Origin of the sequence: Mycobacterium asiaticum DSM 44297 (assembly GCF_000613245.1) — a bacterium.
GTDB lineage: Bacteria > Actinomycetota > Actinomycetes > Mycobacteriales > Mycobacteriaceae > Mycobacterium > Mycobacterium asiaticum.
On sequence record NZ_HG964936.1, the window covers coordinates 317,928 to 335,416 of the forward strand.

Genomic DNA, 17,489 nt, shown 5'->3' on the forward strand with positions numbered 1-17,489 from the left:
CCGAGAATAGGCCGCGCGCTACTCCGACCGGATCGGGAACTTGATGATCCGGCTCTGATCACCCGTGTCGCGTTCCGCACCCGGGTAGAAGTTGGACTTCGGGATCCCCGAGTTCGGCAGGTTCGCGTTGCCGATGCCTGAGTCGCGGCCCAGGGTCCGCACGCTCGGGTCGGCGTTGCCGGGGCTGACGAAGCCGGTCACTGGGGCCCCCGAGGAGGTCCGCAGGCCCGCGTTGGCCGCCGCACTGCTGGTCGGGTTGGCTGTCACGGTCCCCGGGCTGCCGGAGTCGACGACGGGCCCTGTGGCGCTGGCCGGGGCCACGGCAGTTGCGGAGGGCAGTCCCGAGTTCAACGCGCCCACCAAGCCGGAGTGCAGCCCGCCGGTGTTGGCCAGAGCAGACCCCAGCAGTCCAGAGCTCAGCGCAGCCGTGCCTAACCCGCCGGTCGCGTAATGCGCCGAGTTGGCCAGTCCCTCGGCACCGACCATATTGCCCAGGCCGTCGGTAAACCCTGAGCGCCAGTAGTTCATGGCGCCGCCCAAGCCGCCGTTGATGGTTCCGGAGTTGCCCAGACCGGCGTTCAACGAACCGGAGTTGCCGACGCCCAAGTTGCCGTTTCCGGAGTTGAAGAACCCGGTGTTACCGGTGCCGGAATTCCCAAACCCGGTATTGCCGCTGCCGGAGTTGAAGCCGCCGAAGCCGAACTTGTTGTCACCGGTGAGGCCGAAGCCGAACGCATCGCTGCCGGTGTTCGCGAAGCCCAGATTGTTGCTTCCGAGGTTGCCGAATCCGAGGTTGTTGTTGCCGGTGTTCCCGATGCCGATATTGCCGCTGCCGGTGTTGCCGCTACCGATGTTGCTGCTACCGGTGTTACCGCTGCCGAGGTTGTTGTTACCGACGTTGTAATTGCCGATGTTCCCGCTGCCGGTGTTGCCGAAGCCGAAGTTGATCTGCCCGTTCTTGCCGATGTCGATGCCGAGGTTGCGCAGCACCTGCTGCCACGGCGCCAGCTGGGCGGCCGCCGCCGATGCGTCGAAGTGGTAGTTCGCCATCGCGGCCACGTCCAGCGCCCACATTTGCTCGTAGGCGGATTCGGTGTCCATGATCGCCGGCCAGTTCATGCCGAAAAAGTTGGTCGATGCCAACATTTGCACCAGGCCACGGTTTGCTGCAACGACCGCGGGCTGCACGGTCGCGGCCAGCGCGGCCTCGAATGCCGTCGCCGTCGCCGTCGCCTGAGCGGCGGCCTGCTCCGCCTGGACCGCCGCCGCGCTCAGCCATCCCATGTACTGCGTTGCGACGACCATCATGGCTGCGGCCGAAGCCCCTTGCCAGGATCCGTTGGTCAATTCCTCGGTAACCTGGCCGAAGGATGACACCGCCGAAGCCAACTCTTCGGCCAAACCGCTCCACGCTGAGGCAGCCGCCAGTAGCGGTCCCGCGCCGGGACCGGCGAACATCAGTGCCGAGTTGATTTCTGGCGGCAACCACGCGAAATGCGGGCTTGTCACCAACTCAACCTACCCGCCGAAGGCCGCTAACGTGGGCGGATTGGATATACCTGTGCAGCGAATTCTAAGGCGCTCAGACGCTCGGCCTTAAGAACCTCAGACCGGCAAAGGTGCGGGCTGCCGACCCCGAATGAGTCGACCGGGACGGGCGGCGGTCGGGACCCCGTGCTCCGCGATGATCTCGCCGGACACGACCGTCGCCACGTATCCGTCGGCTGTCTGGTCGAGCCTCCGGCCGCCCGCGGGGAGGTCATGGGTGATTATCGGCTTGTGCAGTCGCAGCGCGGCGTGGTCGATCACGTTCAGGTCCGCCTTGTAGCCGACGCCGATCCGGCCGCGATCGAACAGCCCGGCCACCCGTGCCGGTACGGCGGTGAGTTCGCGGACGGCTTCGCTGATCGAGAACCGCCCCGACGCGCGGTCCCGCGCCCAATGCGCCAGGAAGTACGTGGAGTAGCTGGCGTCGCAGATCATGCCGTAGTGCGCGCCGCCGTCGCCCAGCCCCAGCACCACGTCGTCGCGGTGCAGAAGCTTGCCAACGGTGTCCAGCGAATTGTTCTCCAGGTTGCTCATGGCGACCATCAGCATGGCCCGGCCGTCGTCGTCGAGGAGACGGTCGTATGCCTCCTCGAGTGGACTGACCCCGCGGGCGCGAGCCCGGGCGCCGATGCTGTCCGAGGGCGACGGCTCGTAGTTGGGGTTGTCGCCGAGCGGGTAGATCCAGTCCCAGGCCTGCGCGACATACAGGATCGGATGCCCGGTGCCGGGCTTGTCGGCCAGGATGCGGGCCCGGACTTCCGGCTTGCGCATCTCGGCAACGCGCTCGGCCAGCGGCAGGTCGGCAATCTCCCGGTAACTCGGGTAGAGCACGAACGGGTTGGCGGACAGCTGCAGGCCGATGATCAGCCCGATCGGGCGGGGCAACAGCTGCGCGGTGATGTCACCGCCCGCGGCGTTGGCCTTCTCGACCATCGTGATCGCGTCCGGCCAGAACGGATCCCCGGTGTTGCCGACGATCAGCGTGAATGTCACCGGCAGCCCGACGTCTTCAGCCACGTCAAAGACGGTCTGCAGCACGGGTTGGTAGCCCCCGGCCGGAATGTCGGGCACGAATTGCAGCAGTCCGCCGCCGCCGTCGGCCACGCCCCGGGCGATCTCTTCGATCTCCTCGCGGGCGGCGTCGTAGCTGGGGATCGCCGCGCCGCTCTCGGTCTTGTGGATGGTCAATCGGGACGACGCGAATCCCAGCGCCCCGACCTCGATGGCCTCCTGGGCCAGTCGCCGCATTGTCGCCAGATCCTCCGGCGTGGCCGGCTCGCGGTCCGCGCCGCGCTGGCCCATCACGAACACCCGTAGCGGCGAATGCGGCAGATACGCAGCGACATCGATATCGCGCTCGCCCGCCTCCAGCGCGTCCATGAACTCCGGGAACGTCTCCCACGTCCACGGCAGACCGTCGGTCATCACCACGCCGGGGATGTCCTCCACGCCGGCCATCACGTCGACCAGGACGTCGTGATCTTCCTGACGACACGGCGCGAAGCCGACCCCGCAGTTGCCCATCACCACCGTGGTCACCCCGTGCGCCGAGGACGGTGTCAGCCGGTCCGACCAGATGGCCTGGCCGTCGTAATGGGTGTGCAGATCGACGAAGCCCGGAGTGACCAGCAGGCCGGTGGCATCGATCTCCCGGGCCGCCTCGCCACGCACGGTGCCCACCGCCGCGATGAGACCGTCCCGCACGGCTACATCGCCGACGTACGGCTCACCTCCGGAACCGTCGACGATGGTGCCGTTGCGGATGAAAAGGTCATAGTTCACCTAAACAATCTACGACCGTGTCGGTGCCTCGTGCCAGGATCGGCCTTGTGATCGATCACTTCGGTATCAACTGCGCCGACTACCCCAAATCGCAGCACTTCTACGACACCGTGCTCGGCGTGCTCGGCTATTCACGGCAGCTGGATTTCGGCGAGGCCATCGGCTACGGCCGCGACGGTCATCCGGCGTTCTGGATCGCCGACGGTACGGGCCTGGGGCCCAACCGGGAAATCCATGTCGCGTTCCAGGCCGCCGGTGAGGACGAGGTGCGCGCCTTCCACGATGCGGCCGTCGGCCTCGGCGCCGAGTCGCTGCATGCGCCGCGGCTCTGGCCGGAATACCACCCGGGCTACTTCGGCGCCTTCGTACGCGACCCCGACGGCAACAACGTCGAGGCGGTCTGGCACGGCGGCCCGTAGGGTCGGGTAGATGGCCACCTCTGATGCCGCTGCCGCGCAGGAACTCCTGCGGGACGCGTTCACCCGACTGATCGAGCACGCCGACGAGGTCACCGACGGCCTCAGCGACGCGGTCGCCGACTACCGCCCGGCGCCCAACGCCAACAGCATCGCCTGGCTGGTGTGGCACAGCGCGCGGGTACAGGACATTCAGCTGGCCGACATCGCCGGCGTCGAACAGGTGTGGCACCGCGACGGCTGGGTGGACCGGTTCGGGCTCGACCTGCCGCGCAACGACACCGGCTATGGGCACAGCCCCGACGACGTGGCCAAGGTGCATGCCCCCGCCGAGCTCCTGGCCGGGTACTACCGCGCGGTGCACGAGCTCACGCTGGAGTACGTCGCCGGGGTGACCCCGGACGAACTCGCACGCGTTGTGGACACCAATTGGGATCCGCCGGTGACGGCGAGCGCGCGGCTGATCAGCATCATCGACGACTGCGCACAGCACCTCGGGCAGGCGGCGTACCTACGGGGCATCGCACAGTAGATTCCTCGCGTGCGCTTCCTCGGGGCCCTGGTCTGCTGGCTGGCCGCTACCGTTGCGCTGGCTGTCGCCGTCCCCGCGGTGTGGGCGCAGTACCACGTCGTCGACGAGGACGGCTACACGCTACTGGCCGAACGTGCCGCGCAGGATCCCAATCTCCAGGCGGCCATGGCGGCTGAACTGACCGCCCGGGCCACGGCCCTCATCGCCGAGCGCAGCGGCGGAACCGCGTCGGTGGACAGCTCGCGGATCCGCTTCGTCGCGAACGTCTTCACCAGCGGCCCGGCGTTCCCCCCGCTGTTCGCCCAGGTGAACCGGGCAGCGCACCGATGGCTGTTCAGCGCTCCGCAAGCCGGCGGCGATCAGTTGGTCATCGACGTGGCCCCGATGCTCAAAGACAGCTCGCTGCAGGAGACATTGAACGGCTACCACGTCACTGTGCCCGAAACCTTGACGGTCCCGCTGACTGTCACCGATGTCCAGCCGCTGCGGCAGGGCGAACTGCACCGGTGGGGCGTGTGGGGTCCGTGGTTGAGCCACGGCGCGGCCGCTGTCTGCGTGGTGTCCGGGTTGCTGACGTTGCTGCTGGCGCGCCGCCGGGGCAAGGCGCTCACCGGACTGGGCATCTCGGCATTGCTTGCCGGCGCGGCCGGATGGGCTGGCCTGGAGATGGCCACCCGCTACCTCAACGTGGCGCTCAACCGGACCACGGGCGACATTCGTCGGGTCGCCGACGTGCTGGTCGGGCACGCCGAAAGCAGCCTGCACCTCTGGTTCAACCTGACTCTGGGTGCCGGCGTGGGTCTGGTGCTGCTCGGCGTGCTGGTGGCGGTGACGGGCGGCCTAGCCGGACGCCGTACTAGCTGAGCGGCAGCTCGGCCAGCATGGTGCCGGTGGGCTGTGCTGATCCGGTGCCGGGCTCGACGGTGAACGCCAGGCCCGTTGCGCTGCCCAGATCATCCAGCATCGCTTTCGTCGACGGTGACACAGCGGCAGTACCCATGGTGCCGGCCGACGTCGGGCCGTTGGCTCCGACCAGCCACATCTGGTACACCGTGCCTGGCGCGGGCGGCGGGACGTTGTTCATCACCAGAACGGCGGCATTGCGGTCTCGGGAGAACATGACTGTCGCCGTCCCGGGACCAAGCGGTCGGGAAACCGTGCGCACATCCGGCGCCGCCAGCACTTGCTCGGCCATCGTCGGTTTAGCGGGCGGCCGAGTCAACGTCCCTAGACCGAACGCGCCCAGTCCGATCACGACCGCCGCGGCGGCCGCGAGGATGGTGTTTCGCCATCGAGTTTGGCGGCCGGCATCGGGCTTCGCGGAGGCGGCTCCGGCCAGGACCGCCGCGCGCAGCCGGTCCGGCGGCTCGGCGGCGTTGGCGGAAGCCACCAAGGCCATTGTCTCGCGCACGGCACGCACCTCCTCGTGAAAGGCAGCCGCGAGCGGGCCGGGTGCCGCCGCGAGCCGAGCGTCGATATCCGCACGCTCGGCGTCAGACATGGCGTGCAGCGCGTACGGCGTGGCGAGCTCGAGCAACTCGAAGTGATCGGGAGTGGTCATGACACGTCCAGACAGTTGCGGAGGCCACGTAGCGCATCACGCATGCGCGACTTGATCGTCGAGAGGTTCGCGGCCAGCCGCTGCGACACTTCGGCGTATGTGAGCCCGCCGTAATAGGCCATCTCGATGCACTGGCGCTGCGTGTCGGTCAACCCTTCCAGACATTGCAGCACGCGGCGCCGCTCGTCGCCGGCGATTGCCGAGTCCGCGACCACATCGGCGGCGGGCTCGAGATTGGTTACGCCATAACGTGTTTCGCGTTGACTGCCGGCCTGCTCACTGCGTACCCGGTCGATGGCGCGCCGATGCGCCATGGTCAACAGCCAGGCCAGCGCGGAGCCCCTGGCCGAATCGAAGTCAGCCGCCGTACGCCACACCTCGAGGTAGATCTCCTGGGTGGTCTCCTCGCTGTACCCGCCATCACGCAACACCCTGGTCACCAGTCCGTACACCCGGGTCTTGGTCTGGTCGTAGAACGCGGCGAACGCGGCGTTGTCCCCGCGGGCGACCCGGCGCAGCAAGGCGTCCAGGTCGCTGCTGGTCTGCAGGGGTCCATCCATCGCTCGGTAGCCTAGCCCGACTCATTGCCGCACCACTGGAACCCGGCGTAGCCAGGCTTTGAATCCCTGCATTCGGACGCGGGAAGTCACGATCAGCGGCGCCAGCGGCGAAAGGAGATGCAGGACCGCGATTCGCGATGCCGGCGCCGGCAAGCGCTCACCGCGTAGCGCAGCGGTGAACGTCAGTCGGCGACCATGGTGCCGCGATACCCGGATGTCCACCGCCCGCCCGGGTTGCGGCGCCGAAACCAGGTAGTGGGGCGCCCCCGGATTCAGCGAGACCGACGACTGCTCGCGGACCAACACCAGGCCGTCGGCGGGCGGTAGCAGGTACGTGCGGCGACCGCCATGGCCGTCGTGCATGTCGGCCACCACATGGCGTAGTTGACCGGCACGGTCATGGCACCAGAAGATGCTCAACGGGTTGGCGGCGTAACCGAATCCGCTCGCCTGCAGGAGGGCAGTGATGGGTCCGTCGGGTAGCGCGATATCCCGATCGGCGAATAGCCCTTCCAGTCGTTGGCGTAGCGAGCCGTCAAGGCGTGCGAATGGCCGCACCCACCACGGCAGGCGAGGAAGTCGGTCGATGTCCACATACCAGCTGTAACTGCGGTATTCGACCGACCGGTGCACCGGGACGCGGCGCGCGTGCCTGATGGTGGTCCTATACACCACGGGCGCCGCTGTCTGCTGCATACCCAGTATTCGGAGCGCGCGCCCGTCCGGATGGTCGGGCGCCGGGTGTCAGCGTTCGCTGCTGAGGGCCATCATTCGATCGGTGGGCTGATCGTCGCGGGGCAGCGCCGCGCTACGGGCCGGACGGGAACGCACCCGCATCGGCCACCAGAACCAGCGGCCCAACAGCGCGGCGATCGATGGGGTCATGAACGAACGCACGATCAGCGTGTCGAACAGCAGACCCAGGCCGATCGTGGTTCCGATCTGACCGACCACCCGCAGGTCGCTGACCGCCATCGACGCCATGGTGAACGCGAACACCAGGCCCGCGTTGGTCACCACCTTGCCGGTGCCGCCCATCGACCGGATGATGCCGGTCTTCAGGCCGGCATGGATCTCCTCCTTGAACCGAGATACCAGCAGCAGGTTGTAATCGGAACCCACGGCCAGCAGCACGATCACCGACATCGCCATCACCATGTAGTGCAGGTCGATGGCCAGGATGTGCTGCCAGAACAACACCGACAGCCCGAACGAGGCGCCCAGGGACAGCGCCACCGTGCCGACGATGACGGCGGCGGCAATGAAGGCGCGGGTCAGGATCAGCATGATGATGAAAATCAGGCACAGCGAGGCAATCCCCGCGATCAGCAGGTCCCAGTTGGCGCCCTCGGAGATGTCCTTGAACACCGCGGCGGTGCCCGCCACGTAGATCTTGGAGTCTTCCAGGGGAGTGCCTTTCAGCGCCTCCTCGGTGGCGGTGCGGATCTTGTTGATGCTGGCGATGCCGTCGGCGGACTGCGGGTCTCCCCGGTGCAGCACGATGAACCGTGCCGCGTGCCCGTCGGGCGACAGGAAGGACTTCATGGCCCGCTGAAAGTCCTTGTTCTTGAAGACTTCCGGGGGCAGGTAGAACGAATCATCATTCTTGGCCGCGTCGAACGCCTTGCCCATGGCGTTGGCATTCTCGCTCATCTCGTCCATTTGGCTGTAGATGCCGTTCATCGTGCTGTGCATGGTCAGCATCATGGTCCGCATGCTTTCCATGGTTTCGATCATCGGCGGGAAAGTGGCGACCATCTGTGGCATCAGCCGGTCCAGGTTCTTGATGTCGGTAACCAGGACGTTCAGTCTCTCGTCGATCTGGTCCAGCCCGTCGAGTGCGTCGAATATCGACCGCAGTGACCAGCAGATCGGGATGTCGAAGCAATGCTTCTCCCAATAGAAGTAGGACCGGACCGGCCGCCAGAAATCGTCGAAATCCGCAATATGGTCCCGCAATTCGGTGGTGATCTCCTGCATCTCCACCGTGTCCTGAACCATTCTGTGCGTGTTGTCGACGAGCTGTGTCATCAGGGCGTACATACGCTTCATCAGCGCGGTCGTCTTGGCCATCTCGTCAGCCTGCTTGAGCATGTCGTCCATGCGCTCCCGCTGGTACTTCATGGTCTGGACTTGACCCGCGTTCTGCATGCTGATCTGGAACGGTATTGAGGTGTGCTCCATGGCGGTTCCGTCTGGCCTGGTGATCGCCTGCACGCGGGAGATGCCCGGGACCCGGAAAATGCTCTTGGCCAGTTTGTCCAGGACCAGAAAGTCCGCGGGATTGCGCAGATCATGATCGGACTCGATCATGACGATCTCGGGCTTCATCCGGGCCTGGGAGAAATGGCGGTCGGCGGCCGCGAACCCTTCGTTCGCCGGAATGTCGGTCGGTAGATACGCCCGGTCGTTGTAATTGGTCCGGTAGCCGGGCAATGCAAGCAACCCCACCAAAGCGATGGCCAATGTCGCGGCGAGCACCGGCAGCGGCCAGCGCACGACGACCGTGCCGACCCGGCGCCAGCCGCGCACCTTGAGCAGCCGCTTGGGATCGAAAAGTCCGAAACGGCTGCCGACGACCAGCGCGGCGGGACCCAGCGTCAACGCGACCACCACCGCGGCGAACATCCCTACCGCGCAGGGGATGCCGAGAGTTTCGAAGTACGGCATCCGTGCGAATTTGAGGCAGAAGGTGGCGCCGGCGATTGTCAGCCCGGAGCCCAGGATGACGTGGGCGACTCCGCGATACATGGTGTAGAACGCGGTCTCCCGGTCCTCACCGGCCTGGCGGGCCTCTTGATATCGGCCGAAGATGAAGATTCCGTAGTCGGTGCCGGCCGCGATGGCCAGTGACGTCAGCAGGCTTACGGCGAACGTGGAAAGGCCGATCGCCCCGCTGTGCCCCAGCACCGCAACGACACCGCGCGCCACCGTCAATTCCACGCCGACCGTCAGCAGCAGCACGATGACGGTGACGACCGAGCGGTAGACGAACATCAACATCACGAAGATCACCGCGACGGTGGTGGCGGTGATCTTGACCATGGACTTGTCACCCGCGGTGTGCATGTCCGAAGCGAGCGCGGCGGCGCCGGTGACATAAGTGGTGATACCCGGCGGAGCCGGTGTCTCCTTGACGATCTTGCGAACGGCATCGATGGATTCGTTGGCCAGTGGCTCACCCTGGTTGCCGGCCAGCGCCAACTGGACGTAAGCGGCCTTGCCGTCGTTGCTCTGGGCGCCCGCCGCCGTGAGCGGATCACCCCAGAAGTCCTGCACGCTCTGAACGTGCTTGTCCGCCCGCAACTTACGAATCAGATTGTCGTAATACCGGTGCGCCTCGTAGCCGAGACGGTCTTTGCCCTCGAGGATGAGCATCGCCTGGCTGTCGGAGTTCCCCTCCTGGAACACCTTGCCGATCCTGGCCATCGCTTCGAAGGACGGCGCCTCCTGCGGGCTCAGGGATACCGAGCGTTCCTGCCCGACCACCTCCAAGGAGGGCACGAAGACGCTGAGCACGACGCACAGCGCCAGCCAGGCCAGAATGATAGGCACGGCCAGCGAATGGATAAGCCTTGCGGCCAGCGGCCTTTCGGTGTGCGTACGGAGATTGTCGGGATCGTTCGCGTATTGGACGCTCACGCGGATTTCACCAGACAGTAGGTATAGGCATTGACCTCGTTGGAAACCCGTTCCGCCTTCACCACGCCGTCCACGGTGATCCGGCAACCGATGCTGTTGCTATTGCCCTGCGCCACAATATTTCCCATCACTGCCGCCAAATTCGTCGTGACATGCAGCGTCCAGGGCAGCACGGCTCCGTCCACCCGCACCGGGTCGGAATTCACATCGAAGTAGCTGATATCGGCGACTGTCCCGGGCGGCCCGAAGATCTCGTAGGTGAGTTCCTTGGGATTGAAGGGCTTGCTGTTGTCGAGGTTGCTGTCGGCGTAGGACTCGCGCTTCTCGGAGCCGAAGAAGCCGCGGACCCGGTGCACGGTGAATCCCCCGACGATCACCACCGCCAGGACTACCAGGGGGATCCACGCCCGCGCCAGCACCTTGAAGATCGCAGGTCCTTTCATCGGTCGGCAACACTTCGGCGGACGGAACCCGCGCGCACAGGTCCGAACTTGTTCAGAGATCGCGGTATTCGCACCCGCGCCAGGTCCTTCTGAGTCACCTCGAATCGGCCGCCCTCGACGGTGACACAAACCAAGCCTTACCTAAGTAAATCATGGCTACCGGGCCCGTCCGCCGACTCCTTCGTCCTGCTCGACGAGTGTAACGCATATCACGTGCGTAAAAGAAGCGACCAAACTCGTTCTACCAGCACAAATCACACCATGTGCGTTATGCAAATCACACCATGTGCGTTATCCTCGGCCAGTGGCGCAACTTGCATTCCGGCGGGCCCGCACGGAGGAGAACAAGCGCCAACGCGCGGCCGCCCTCGTCGAGGCTGCGCGCGAACTCGCCATCGAAACTGGGGTCGCCTCGGTAACGTTGACGGCGGTGGCCAGCCGCGCCGGAATTCACTATTCGGCCGTGCGCCGTTACTTCACCTCGCACAAAGAGGTCCTGCTACATCTTGCCGCCGAGGGTTGGGTGAAATGGTCGGGCACCGTTTGCGAGAAATTGAGTGAGCCCGATCTCTCCGCGGCGCAGGTCGCCGACGTGTTGGCCAACGGCTTGGCCGCCGACCCCCTGTTCTGTGACCTGCTTGCCAATCTTCATCTGCACCTCGAGCACGAAGTGGAAATCGAGCGAGTCATCGAGATCCGGCGAACCATTTCGGCCGCGGCGATCGCCATTGCCGACGCCATTGAGCGGGCACTGCCGGTCCTGGGGCGCTCGGGATCCTTTGATGTCCTGATTGCCGCCTACTCGCTGGCCGCCGCGTTCTGGCAGATCGCCAACCCGCCGGCGAAGATCTCGGACGTCTACGAGGAGGAACCGGAGGTTCTCCCGCCAGAGTGGAACATCGAGTTCGGCCCGGCGCTCAAGCGGGTGCTGAGCGCGACCTGCATCGGTTCGATCCCGGGGTCCCGATGACGAGCGCGCGAGCTGGCTACCGGGACACTGTTTGCCGAAGGTCTTGTCACACAGAGCCTTTGTGCACTACGTCAAGATCTCGCACTTGGTTGTGCATTAGGTTAGGGTAGCTAAGTTGACATATAGGCTAACTAGTTGGCGGCTCTCGTAATGGTTAGGAAAGCGCCCATGACGACGACCGAGCCACGGACCGAGCCGTTGACGTTGCCGGAGTCTGCTCGCGCCGAAAGCAAGACGCCAGCAAGCCCCCAGCGACCCAAGCGCAGAGGTCTTTCGAAGCTCGTCACCCGGTTCTGGCTGATCCTCACCATCGTGGCCGTTGTCGCGCTGTCGGGATTCGTGGTCCACCGACTGCACAATGTCTTCGGCGTTCGGGAAGGTACGTTCGGTGGCGGCTCATCCGGTGACGTCATCGACCAGTTCAACCCCAAGACCATCACACTTGAAGTCTGGGGTTCACCGGGCAGCAGGGCGACCATCAACTACCTCGACGAGAACTCGCATCCGCAGCAGGCTCTCGACGTGCCCCTACCGTGGAAGACCGTATTGAAGTCAACCAAGCCCGGGATTCCGGCCAACCTGATGGCGCAGGGAACCGGTAGCTGGATCGCCTGCAGGTTCCTGGTGAACAACAACGACGGGCGCGGGGACGTCATCAAGGCTCCAAACCAGTCGCCCCCCAACGAAACCGTGAATGCCTTCGTCTATTGCTTGGACAAGACCGCATGAGCGAGACCGCCTCCCAGCCCGCCGAAGCCAATCCGGGCCCGCCGCGTGTCGACCAGCCTCTGATCCCGCCGTTCCTGCCGCGGATGATTCACCGGCTGGCGCTGCCGATCGTGCTCATATGGTTGGCGATCGTCTTTGTCACCAACACCGTGTCCCCGCAGCTGGAGGTCGTCGCCAAGACCCACTCGGTGTCGATGAGTCCGACCGACGCGCCATCTGTTCAGTCGATGACGCGGGTGGGATCGACATTCCGAGAGTTCGATTCGGATAACTCGGCCATGATCTTGCTGGAAGGCGACAAGCCGCTCGGGGCCGAGGCGCACCGCTACTACGACGAGATCGTCAGGCGCATCGAGCAGGATACGAAACACGTTCAGCACGTACAGGATTTCTGGAGTGACCCGCTGACGGCGGCGGGCTCTCAGAGCCACGATCAAAAAGCCGCATACGTCCAGGTCTACCTCGCCGGCAACATGGGTGGCCCAATGGCGAACGAGTCTGCCGAGGCCCTCCGCAAGATAGTGGACTCGGTGCCCGCCCCGCCGGGAATCAAGGCCCACGTCACCGGTGCGGGTCCGCTCTTCGCCGACCAGTCCCACGCCGGGGAGAAGGGCGTCATGGTGGTCACCCTCATCACCATCCTGGTGATCATGCTGATGCTGCTCTACGTCTACCGGTCGCTCGTCACCATGCTGATCATGCTGGCCATGGTCTTCATCGAGCTGGCTGCGGCCCGCGGCGTCGTCGCGACGCTGGGCAACTACGGCGTTATGGGCCTTTCCACGTTCGCCAACAACATGCTGGTGCTTATGGCAATCGCCGCCGGCACGGACTACGCGATCTTTGTCGTAGGCCGTTATCAGGAGGCCCGCGGTGTGGGTGAGACCCGCGAACAAGCGTTTTACACCATGTTCCACAGCACCGCGCATGTCGTGCTGGGATCGGGACTGACCATCGCCGGCGCAATGTACTGCCTGAGCTTCTGCCGGTTACCGTACTTCGAGTCACTCGGCGTACCTTGTGCCGTCGGCATGCTGGTTGCGGTCCTTGCGGCGTTGACGCTGGGCCCGGCGTTGCTGACGGTGGCTTCGTTTTTCAAGCTGATGGATCCGAAGCGCAAGCTGCAGACCCGGGGCTGGCGTCGCATCGGCACCGCCATCGTCCGCTGGCCCGCACCGGTTTTCGCGGTGACCATCGTGGTCGCACTGATTGGTCTGCTCGCTTTGCCCGGCTATAAGACGGACTACGACAACCGGCATTACCTACCGGCAGACACTCCAGCCAACATCGGCTACGCGGCCGCCGACCGGCACTTCGACCAGGCGCGGCTCAATCCCGAACTGTTGATGATCGAGACCGATCATGACTTGCGTAACCCGGCTGACTTCCTCGTGCTCGACAAGGTCGCCAAAGCGGTCTTCCACATCCCCGGTATCGGCCGCGTGCAGACCATCACCCGGCCGCTGGGCACGCCGCTCGACCACAGCACCCTTGGTTTTCAGATGGGCGCTCAAGCCGCCGCGCGGCTTCAGACCCAGCACTACCAGGACGAGCAGGCGCATAACTTGCTGAACCAGGCGGACGAGTTGCGCAAGACGATGGCAACGCTGCATCAGCAGATGCAGGTCACCCAGGACCTCAGCAACACGACGCACGAGACCACCAAGCTCACCAAAGAAACTGTGAAGATCACCGAGGCGTTGCGTGACGACATCGCCACCTTCGACGATTTCTTCCGGCCGATTCGTAGCTACTTCTACTGGGAGAAACACTGCTACGACATCCCTATCTGCTGGGCGCTTCGGTCGATTTTCAATGCGCTCGACGGCATCGACCAAGTGGCGCAGAACATCCTGAGCCTGAGCCAGAATCTGGACCGGCTGGACGCGATTCAGCCCCAGCTCGTGGCCTTGATACCCCCGCAAATCGAGAGCCAGCAGCGCAACCTCGACACCATCATGTCGAACTATGCGATCACTGAGGGACTCAACGCGCAGGCGAGGGCGCAGGCCGACAACGCCACCGCCCAAGGGGATGCATTCGACAGGGCCAAGAACGACGACACGTTCTACCTTCCGCCGGAGGCGTTCCAGAGCCCAGATTTCGAGCGGGGGCTCAAACAGTTCATATCGCCGGACGGGCACGCTGTTCGGTTGATCATCTCCCATGAAGGCGATCCCGCGACGCCTGAAGGCATCAAAAACATCGAACCGATCAAGCAGGCCGTGCACGAGGCGATCAAAGGCACACCCTGGGAAGGCGCCAAGATCTACCTCGGCGGCACCGCCGCGACGTACAAGGACATGCATGACGGTTCCAACATCGATCTGCTGATTGCCGGAATCTCTGCCGCCACACTGATTTTCATCATCATGCTGGTGATCACCCGAAGCGTCGTCGCGGCGTTCGTGATCGTCGGCACGGTGTTGCTGTCACTGGGCGCCTCGTTCGGACTCTCCGTGCTCCTATGGCAGTACATCCTGGGCATGAAGCTGCACTGGATGGTGCTGGCGATGGCGATCATCCTGCTGCTGGCGGTTGGGTCGGACTACAACCTGCTGCTGATTTCGCGGTTGAAGGAGGAGGTCCACGCCGGGCTCAAGACGGGGACGATCCGCGCCATGGCCGGGTCAGGGTCCGTCGTCACCTCGGCAGGATTGGTGTTCGCTGCGACCATGGCCACGTTCGCCTTCAGTCCATTGAAAGTCATGGCCCAGGTGGGCACGACGATTGCGCTGGGTCTGTTGTTCGACACCTTGATCGTGCGGTCGTTCATGACACCGTCGGTGGCCACCTTGCTCGGGCGCTGGTTCTGGTGGCCGGTCCAGGTGCGGACTCGTCCGGCCAGTCAGATGCTGCGGCCGTTCGGACCACGCCCGGCCGTCCGTGCGTTACTGCGACAGGACGAGGACCGGTCCGACCCGCCCAACGCTGTCCCGGCCGCGCGGCCGCACTACTGAGTTCTGACCCCGCTAGATGGCTGCGACGTCGCGCATGATGTCGCTGAGCTCCGAGACCGGCGCGCCGCAGGTCAGGCAGGAGGCGTCCGGCGAGCGGCGGAGTTGGCCCAGTTGCACCAGCACCTCGGCCTCGGCGCGCCACAGGCACGCGATGCACAGAATCTCGACGATGTTCCCGAACGGGTCGACGTGGGGGTGGTTGCATGCGTCCACGGCGTGCCGGTGGACGATGAACGTCGCTCGGTTGCTGCAGCCGGATTCGGATTGGCACTCGATCGCCTGCCAATCGAGGGCCGCCAGCGTGCCAGGGATCCCGTTGCCAGTAGTTTGGCTCATGCGATGACCTCCAGCTTCCGGAACCAGTCGCATCCATCGCCCACACACTTGGCGGATGTTTGGCTGGCCGGAGGTTCCATTATGGATAGCTGTACCCCGCCGCGGCAAGGGTCGGCCTGATCTTCTCAGGCCCGGTACACAGGTTGTTTCTGGTCGCGCAAACCATACTTTTTCCGCGAGACTGGCGTTATTCCCCTGGTTATCAGTCTGATTCGCCTGCGGAGAAGTCGCCGACGGGATGAACAGCGAGGGTTATCACCCGACCAGATTCTCAGGAACTCTTCAGCCGCACGACTAGCAGTTAGGGGTTGTTGACGCAGAACGCCACACACATGGCCGAGACCGGAATGGAGACCCATTGCAGTTGCCCGTCGGCCTGCCGCTCGCAGTAGATCGGGCCGGGTTTGCCCCAGACTTTCGCGCCTTCCGGCGAGCACTGCTTACCGAGGTCGCTGTCCGCGTGGGCCGGGGCGCTTCCGATCAGGATCGAAATCGGGACGACCGCCGCCATCGCCGCTACGCGGCCCAACCACCGTGCGCCCACGATGCCGTTACGCCCAGTTCCAGACCGACATGTCGCCGGCCGGATACCCGTTACAGACGTCGGTGGCCTTGGCGACGACGCCCTTGTTGTTGAAAAAGATCTTCATGTGGTTGACCCAGGCGAACGTCAGCGGGTCACCGTTGTAGAAGTTCTCGGAGTAGTCCCTGCGCTCCGCCGGCGACAGGGAGAAGAACCAGTGGGCCTTGTTGACCGTGGCTTCCTGAAGGTTGGCGTGGTTGTTGTAGTCCATCATGTACCGCTGGTAGTACACCGGACTGGTATCCCGCACGGCTGCCAGGTACTGCTCGGCGTCGCAGGTGGTCGCGATCATCCTGCGTGGGATCGGGAAATCCTCCGTGGAATCGGCCAGCGCCGCCTTCGGGAAGGACCCCGCAAACACCGCGGCGATGATAGCGAGCGCAAAGAAAACCGCACCTGCACGAAGGAAGTTACTTAGCCGAGACATATTGATTACCGTAACACTTTCGGAGTCGCGAAGAATTCCCAGGCGAATTCCTAGCCGATCTTACTACCCATCGCGATCAGGAACTATCAAGTGTGACGGGTTCGGCCGTAGTTCGGGGGGAGCCTGGCTGTAATCCCCGAACGGTCCGTCCCGGCGCTCGACCGCGGCGCGCACGCCGTCGTGTTGGGCGGTCCGGATGAAGTCCAGCGCGTCCGGGGTGTTGCGCATCAGCCCGTCGAGAATGCCGCCCAACAGTTGGGTGGAGGCCAGCCCCATGTTCTCGTAGGCCTGGTTGACGATCAGCTTCTGCGCCCGCAGCTGCGACAGCGGGATCTGGGCCAGTTCTCCGGCGATCTCGGCGACCCTCGCCTCCAGCCGCTCGAACGGGACCGCCTCGTTGATCAACTCGATCTCGGCGGCCTGCACACCGGTCAGCGGACGGCCGGTCAGTGAGTGCCACTTGGCCTTGGCCAGACTGAGCCGATACATCCACATCCCGGTCAGGTAGGCGCCCCACATCCGGCTGTAAGGGGTGCCGATGACGGCGTCCTCGCTGGCAATGACGAGGTCGGCGCACAGCGCGTAGTCGCTGCCGCCGCCCACACACCAGCCGTGCACCTGGGCGACCACCGGCTTGGTGGCGCGCCAGATCGCCATGAACTTCTGATGCGGACCCGTCCGGGCCGTCACCATCGAGAAATCCTTGCCCGGATCCCACCGTCCCTCGGTGTTCATCACGTCTTCCCAATGCTGGAAGCCCTCGCCGAAGTTGTAGCCCGCGCAGAATGCCCGACCGGCGCCACGCAGCACGATGACCTTGATGCTGTCGTCCCCGTCGGCCAATCCGATCGCTGCCTCGATCTCGTCGGGCATGGGCGGCACGATGGTGTTCAGCTGCTCCGGACGATTGAGAGTGATGGTGGCCACCGCGCCGGCCGTGCGGTAAAGCAGCGTTTCGAATTCGGGTGTCGCCATAGCCCGAAGCGAAGCCGGGGCGGAC

General features: G+C 64.7%; 17 protein-coding genes. 6 read left to right on the plus strand and 11 right to left on the minus strand.

The features are described from left to right. Positions 1–18 precede the first annotated feature (18 nt). Together BN972_RS01490 and BN972_RS01495 are read right to left on the minus strand one after the other, a co-directional pair. The gene (locus BN972_RS01490; RefSeq protein ID WP_036352066.1) at positions 19–1,509 is read right to left on the minus strand and encodes a PPE family protein; all 1,491 of its coding nucleotides are present in this window, start codon (positions 1,507–1,509) and stop codon (positions 19–21) included. Positions 1,510–1,605: 96 nt separating this feature from the next. Next, positions 1,606–3,330 carry an N-acyl-D-amino-acid deacylase family protein gene (locus tag BN972_RS01495; protein ID WP_036352068.1) on the minus strand — a complete coding sequence of 575 codons (1,725 nt, stop codon included), beginning with the start codon at positions 3,328–3,330 and terminating at the stop codon, positions 1,606–1,608. A 47-nt stretch (positions 3,331–3,377) separates the two neighbouring features. Here BN972_RS01495 and BN972_RS01500 point away from each other — a divergent pair, with 47 nt between their 5' ends. Genes BN972_RS01500 through BN972_RS01510 form a run of 3 tightly spaced genes read left to right on the plus strand, consistent with a single transcriptional unit; the run spans position 3,378 to position 5,142 of the window. Beyond that, positions 3,378–3,749, plus strand: a complete 372-nt coding sequence (locus tag BN972_RS01500; protein WP_036352071.1) for a VOC family protein — start codon at positions 3,378–3,380, stop codon at positions 3,747–3,749. A 10-nt stretch (positions 3,750–3,759) separates the two neighbouring features. Next, positions 3,760–4,278, plus strand: coding sequence for a mycothiol transferase (locus BN972_RS01505; protein WP_036352075.1), 519 nt, complete (start codon positions 3,760–3,762; stop codon positions 4,276–4,278). Positions 4,279–4,287: 9 nt separating this feature from the next. Next, positions 4,288–5,142, plus strand: coding sequence for a hypothetical protein (locus BN972_RS01510; RefSeq protein ID WP_036352077.1), 855 nt, complete (start codon positions 4,288–4,290; stop codon positions 5,140–5,142). Here BN972_RS01510 and BN972_RS01515 read toward each other — a convergent pair. The 5 genes from BN972_RS01515 to BN972_RS01535 are packed head-to-tail and all read right to left on the minus strand — an operon-like array spanning position 5,135 to position 10,460. Continuing rightward, complete coding sequence (locus tag BN972_RS01515) at positions 5,135–5,839, minus strand: anti-sigma factor (RefSeq protein WP_036352079.1); 705 nt, start codon at positions 5,837–5,839, stop codon at positions 5,135–5,137. The two genes, BN972_RS01510 and BN972_RS01515, sit on opposite strands and share 8 nt — an antisense overlap. Further along, on the minus strand, positions 5,836–6,399 hold the full coding sequence (locus tag BN972_RS01520) for a sigma-70 family RNA polymerase sigma factor (protein ID WP_036352082.1): 564 nt from the start codon (positions 6,397–6,399) through the stop codon (positions 5,836–5,838). The genes BN972_RS01515 and BN972_RS01520 overlap by 4 nt, the downstream gene beginning before the upstream one ends. A 21-nt stretch (positions 6,400–6,420) precedes the next feature. Beyond that, entirely contained in the window at positions 6,421–7,095 is a 675-nt protein-coding gene (locus tag BN972_RS01525) for a DUF1365 family protein (RefSeq protein WP_036352085.1), read from the minus strand. Positions 7,096–7,143: 48 nt separating this feature from the next. Next, positions 7,144–10,041, minus strand: coding sequence for an MMPL/RND family transporter (locus BN972_RS01530; RefSeq protein ID WP_036352088.1), 2,898 nt, complete (start codon positions 10,039–10,041; stop codon positions 7,144–7,146). Then, the gene (locus BN972_RS01535) at positions 10,038–10,460 is read right to left on the minus strand and encodes an MmpS family protein (protein ID WP_080696770.1); all 423 of its coding nucleotides are present in this window, start codon (positions 10,458–10,460) and stop codon (positions 10,038–10,040) included. Before BN972_RS01535 ends, BN972_RS01530 begins: the two co-directional genes overlap by 4 nt. 310 nt (positions 10,461–10,770) lie before the next feature. On the opposite strand from BN972_RS01535, the gene BN972_RS01540 reads away from it, so the two are divergent. The 3 genes from BN972_RS01540 (at position 10,771) to BN972_RS01550 (ending at position 15,143) form a co-directional block, all read left to right on the plus strand. Beyond that, complete coding sequence (locus tag BN972_RS01540) at positions 10,771–11,454, plus strand: TetR family transcriptional regulator (RefSeq protein WP_080696653.1); 684 nt, start codon at positions 10,771–10,773, stop codon at positions 11,452–11,454. Positions 11,455–11,622: 168 nt separating this feature from the next. Then, positions 11,623–12,183 carry an MmpS family transport accessory protein gene (locus BN972_RS01545; RefSeq protein WP_036352095.1) on the plus strand — a complete coding sequence of 187 codons (561 nt, stop codon included), beginning with the start codon at positions 11,623–11,625 and terminating at the stop codon, positions 12,181–12,183. Continuing rightward, entirely contained in the window at positions 12,180–15,143 is a 2,964-nt protein-coding gene (locus tag BN972_RS01550; RefSeq protein ID WP_036352097.1) for an MMPL/RND family transporter, read from the plus strand. The genes BN972_RS01545 and BN972_RS01550 overlap by 4 nt, the downstream gene beginning before the upstream one ends. A 12-nt stretch (positions 15,144–15,155) precedes the next feature. Here the strand turns inward: BN972_RS01550 and BN972_RS01555 are convergent, their stop codons facing one another. The 4 genes from BN972_RS01555 to BN972_RS01570 all read right to left on the minus strand — a co-directional run bounded on the left by BN972_RS01555 (position 15,156) and on the right by BN972_RS01570 (position 17,464). Then, positions 15,156–15,479, minus strand: a complete 324-nt coding sequence (locus tag BN972_RS01555) for a hypothetical protein (RefSeq protein WP_036352100.1) — start codon at positions 15,477–15,479, stop codon at positions 15,156–15,158. 301 nt (positions 15,480–15,780) lie between these two features. Then, entirely contained in the window at positions 15,781–15,990 is a 210-nt protein-coding gene (locus tag BN972_RS01560; RefSeq protein ID WP_036356227.1) for a hypothetical protein, read from the minus strand. Positions 15,991–16,030: 40 nt separating this feature from the next. After that, positions 16,031–16,489 (minus strand): DUF5078 domain-containing protein, encoded by a 459-nt coding sequence (locus tag BN972_RS01565; protein ID WP_036352104.1) that lies wholly within the window; start codon positions 16,487–16,489, stop codon positions 16,031–16,033. A 63-nt stretch (positions 16,490–16,552) separates the two neighbouring features. Further along, positions 16,553–17,464, minus strand: coding sequence for a crotonase/enoyl-CoA hydratase family protein (locus BN972_RS01570; RefSeq protein WP_036352107.1), 912 nt, complete (start codon positions 17,462–17,464; stop codon positions 16,553–16,555). Between the last annotated feature and the right edge of the window lie 25 nt (positions 17,465–17,489).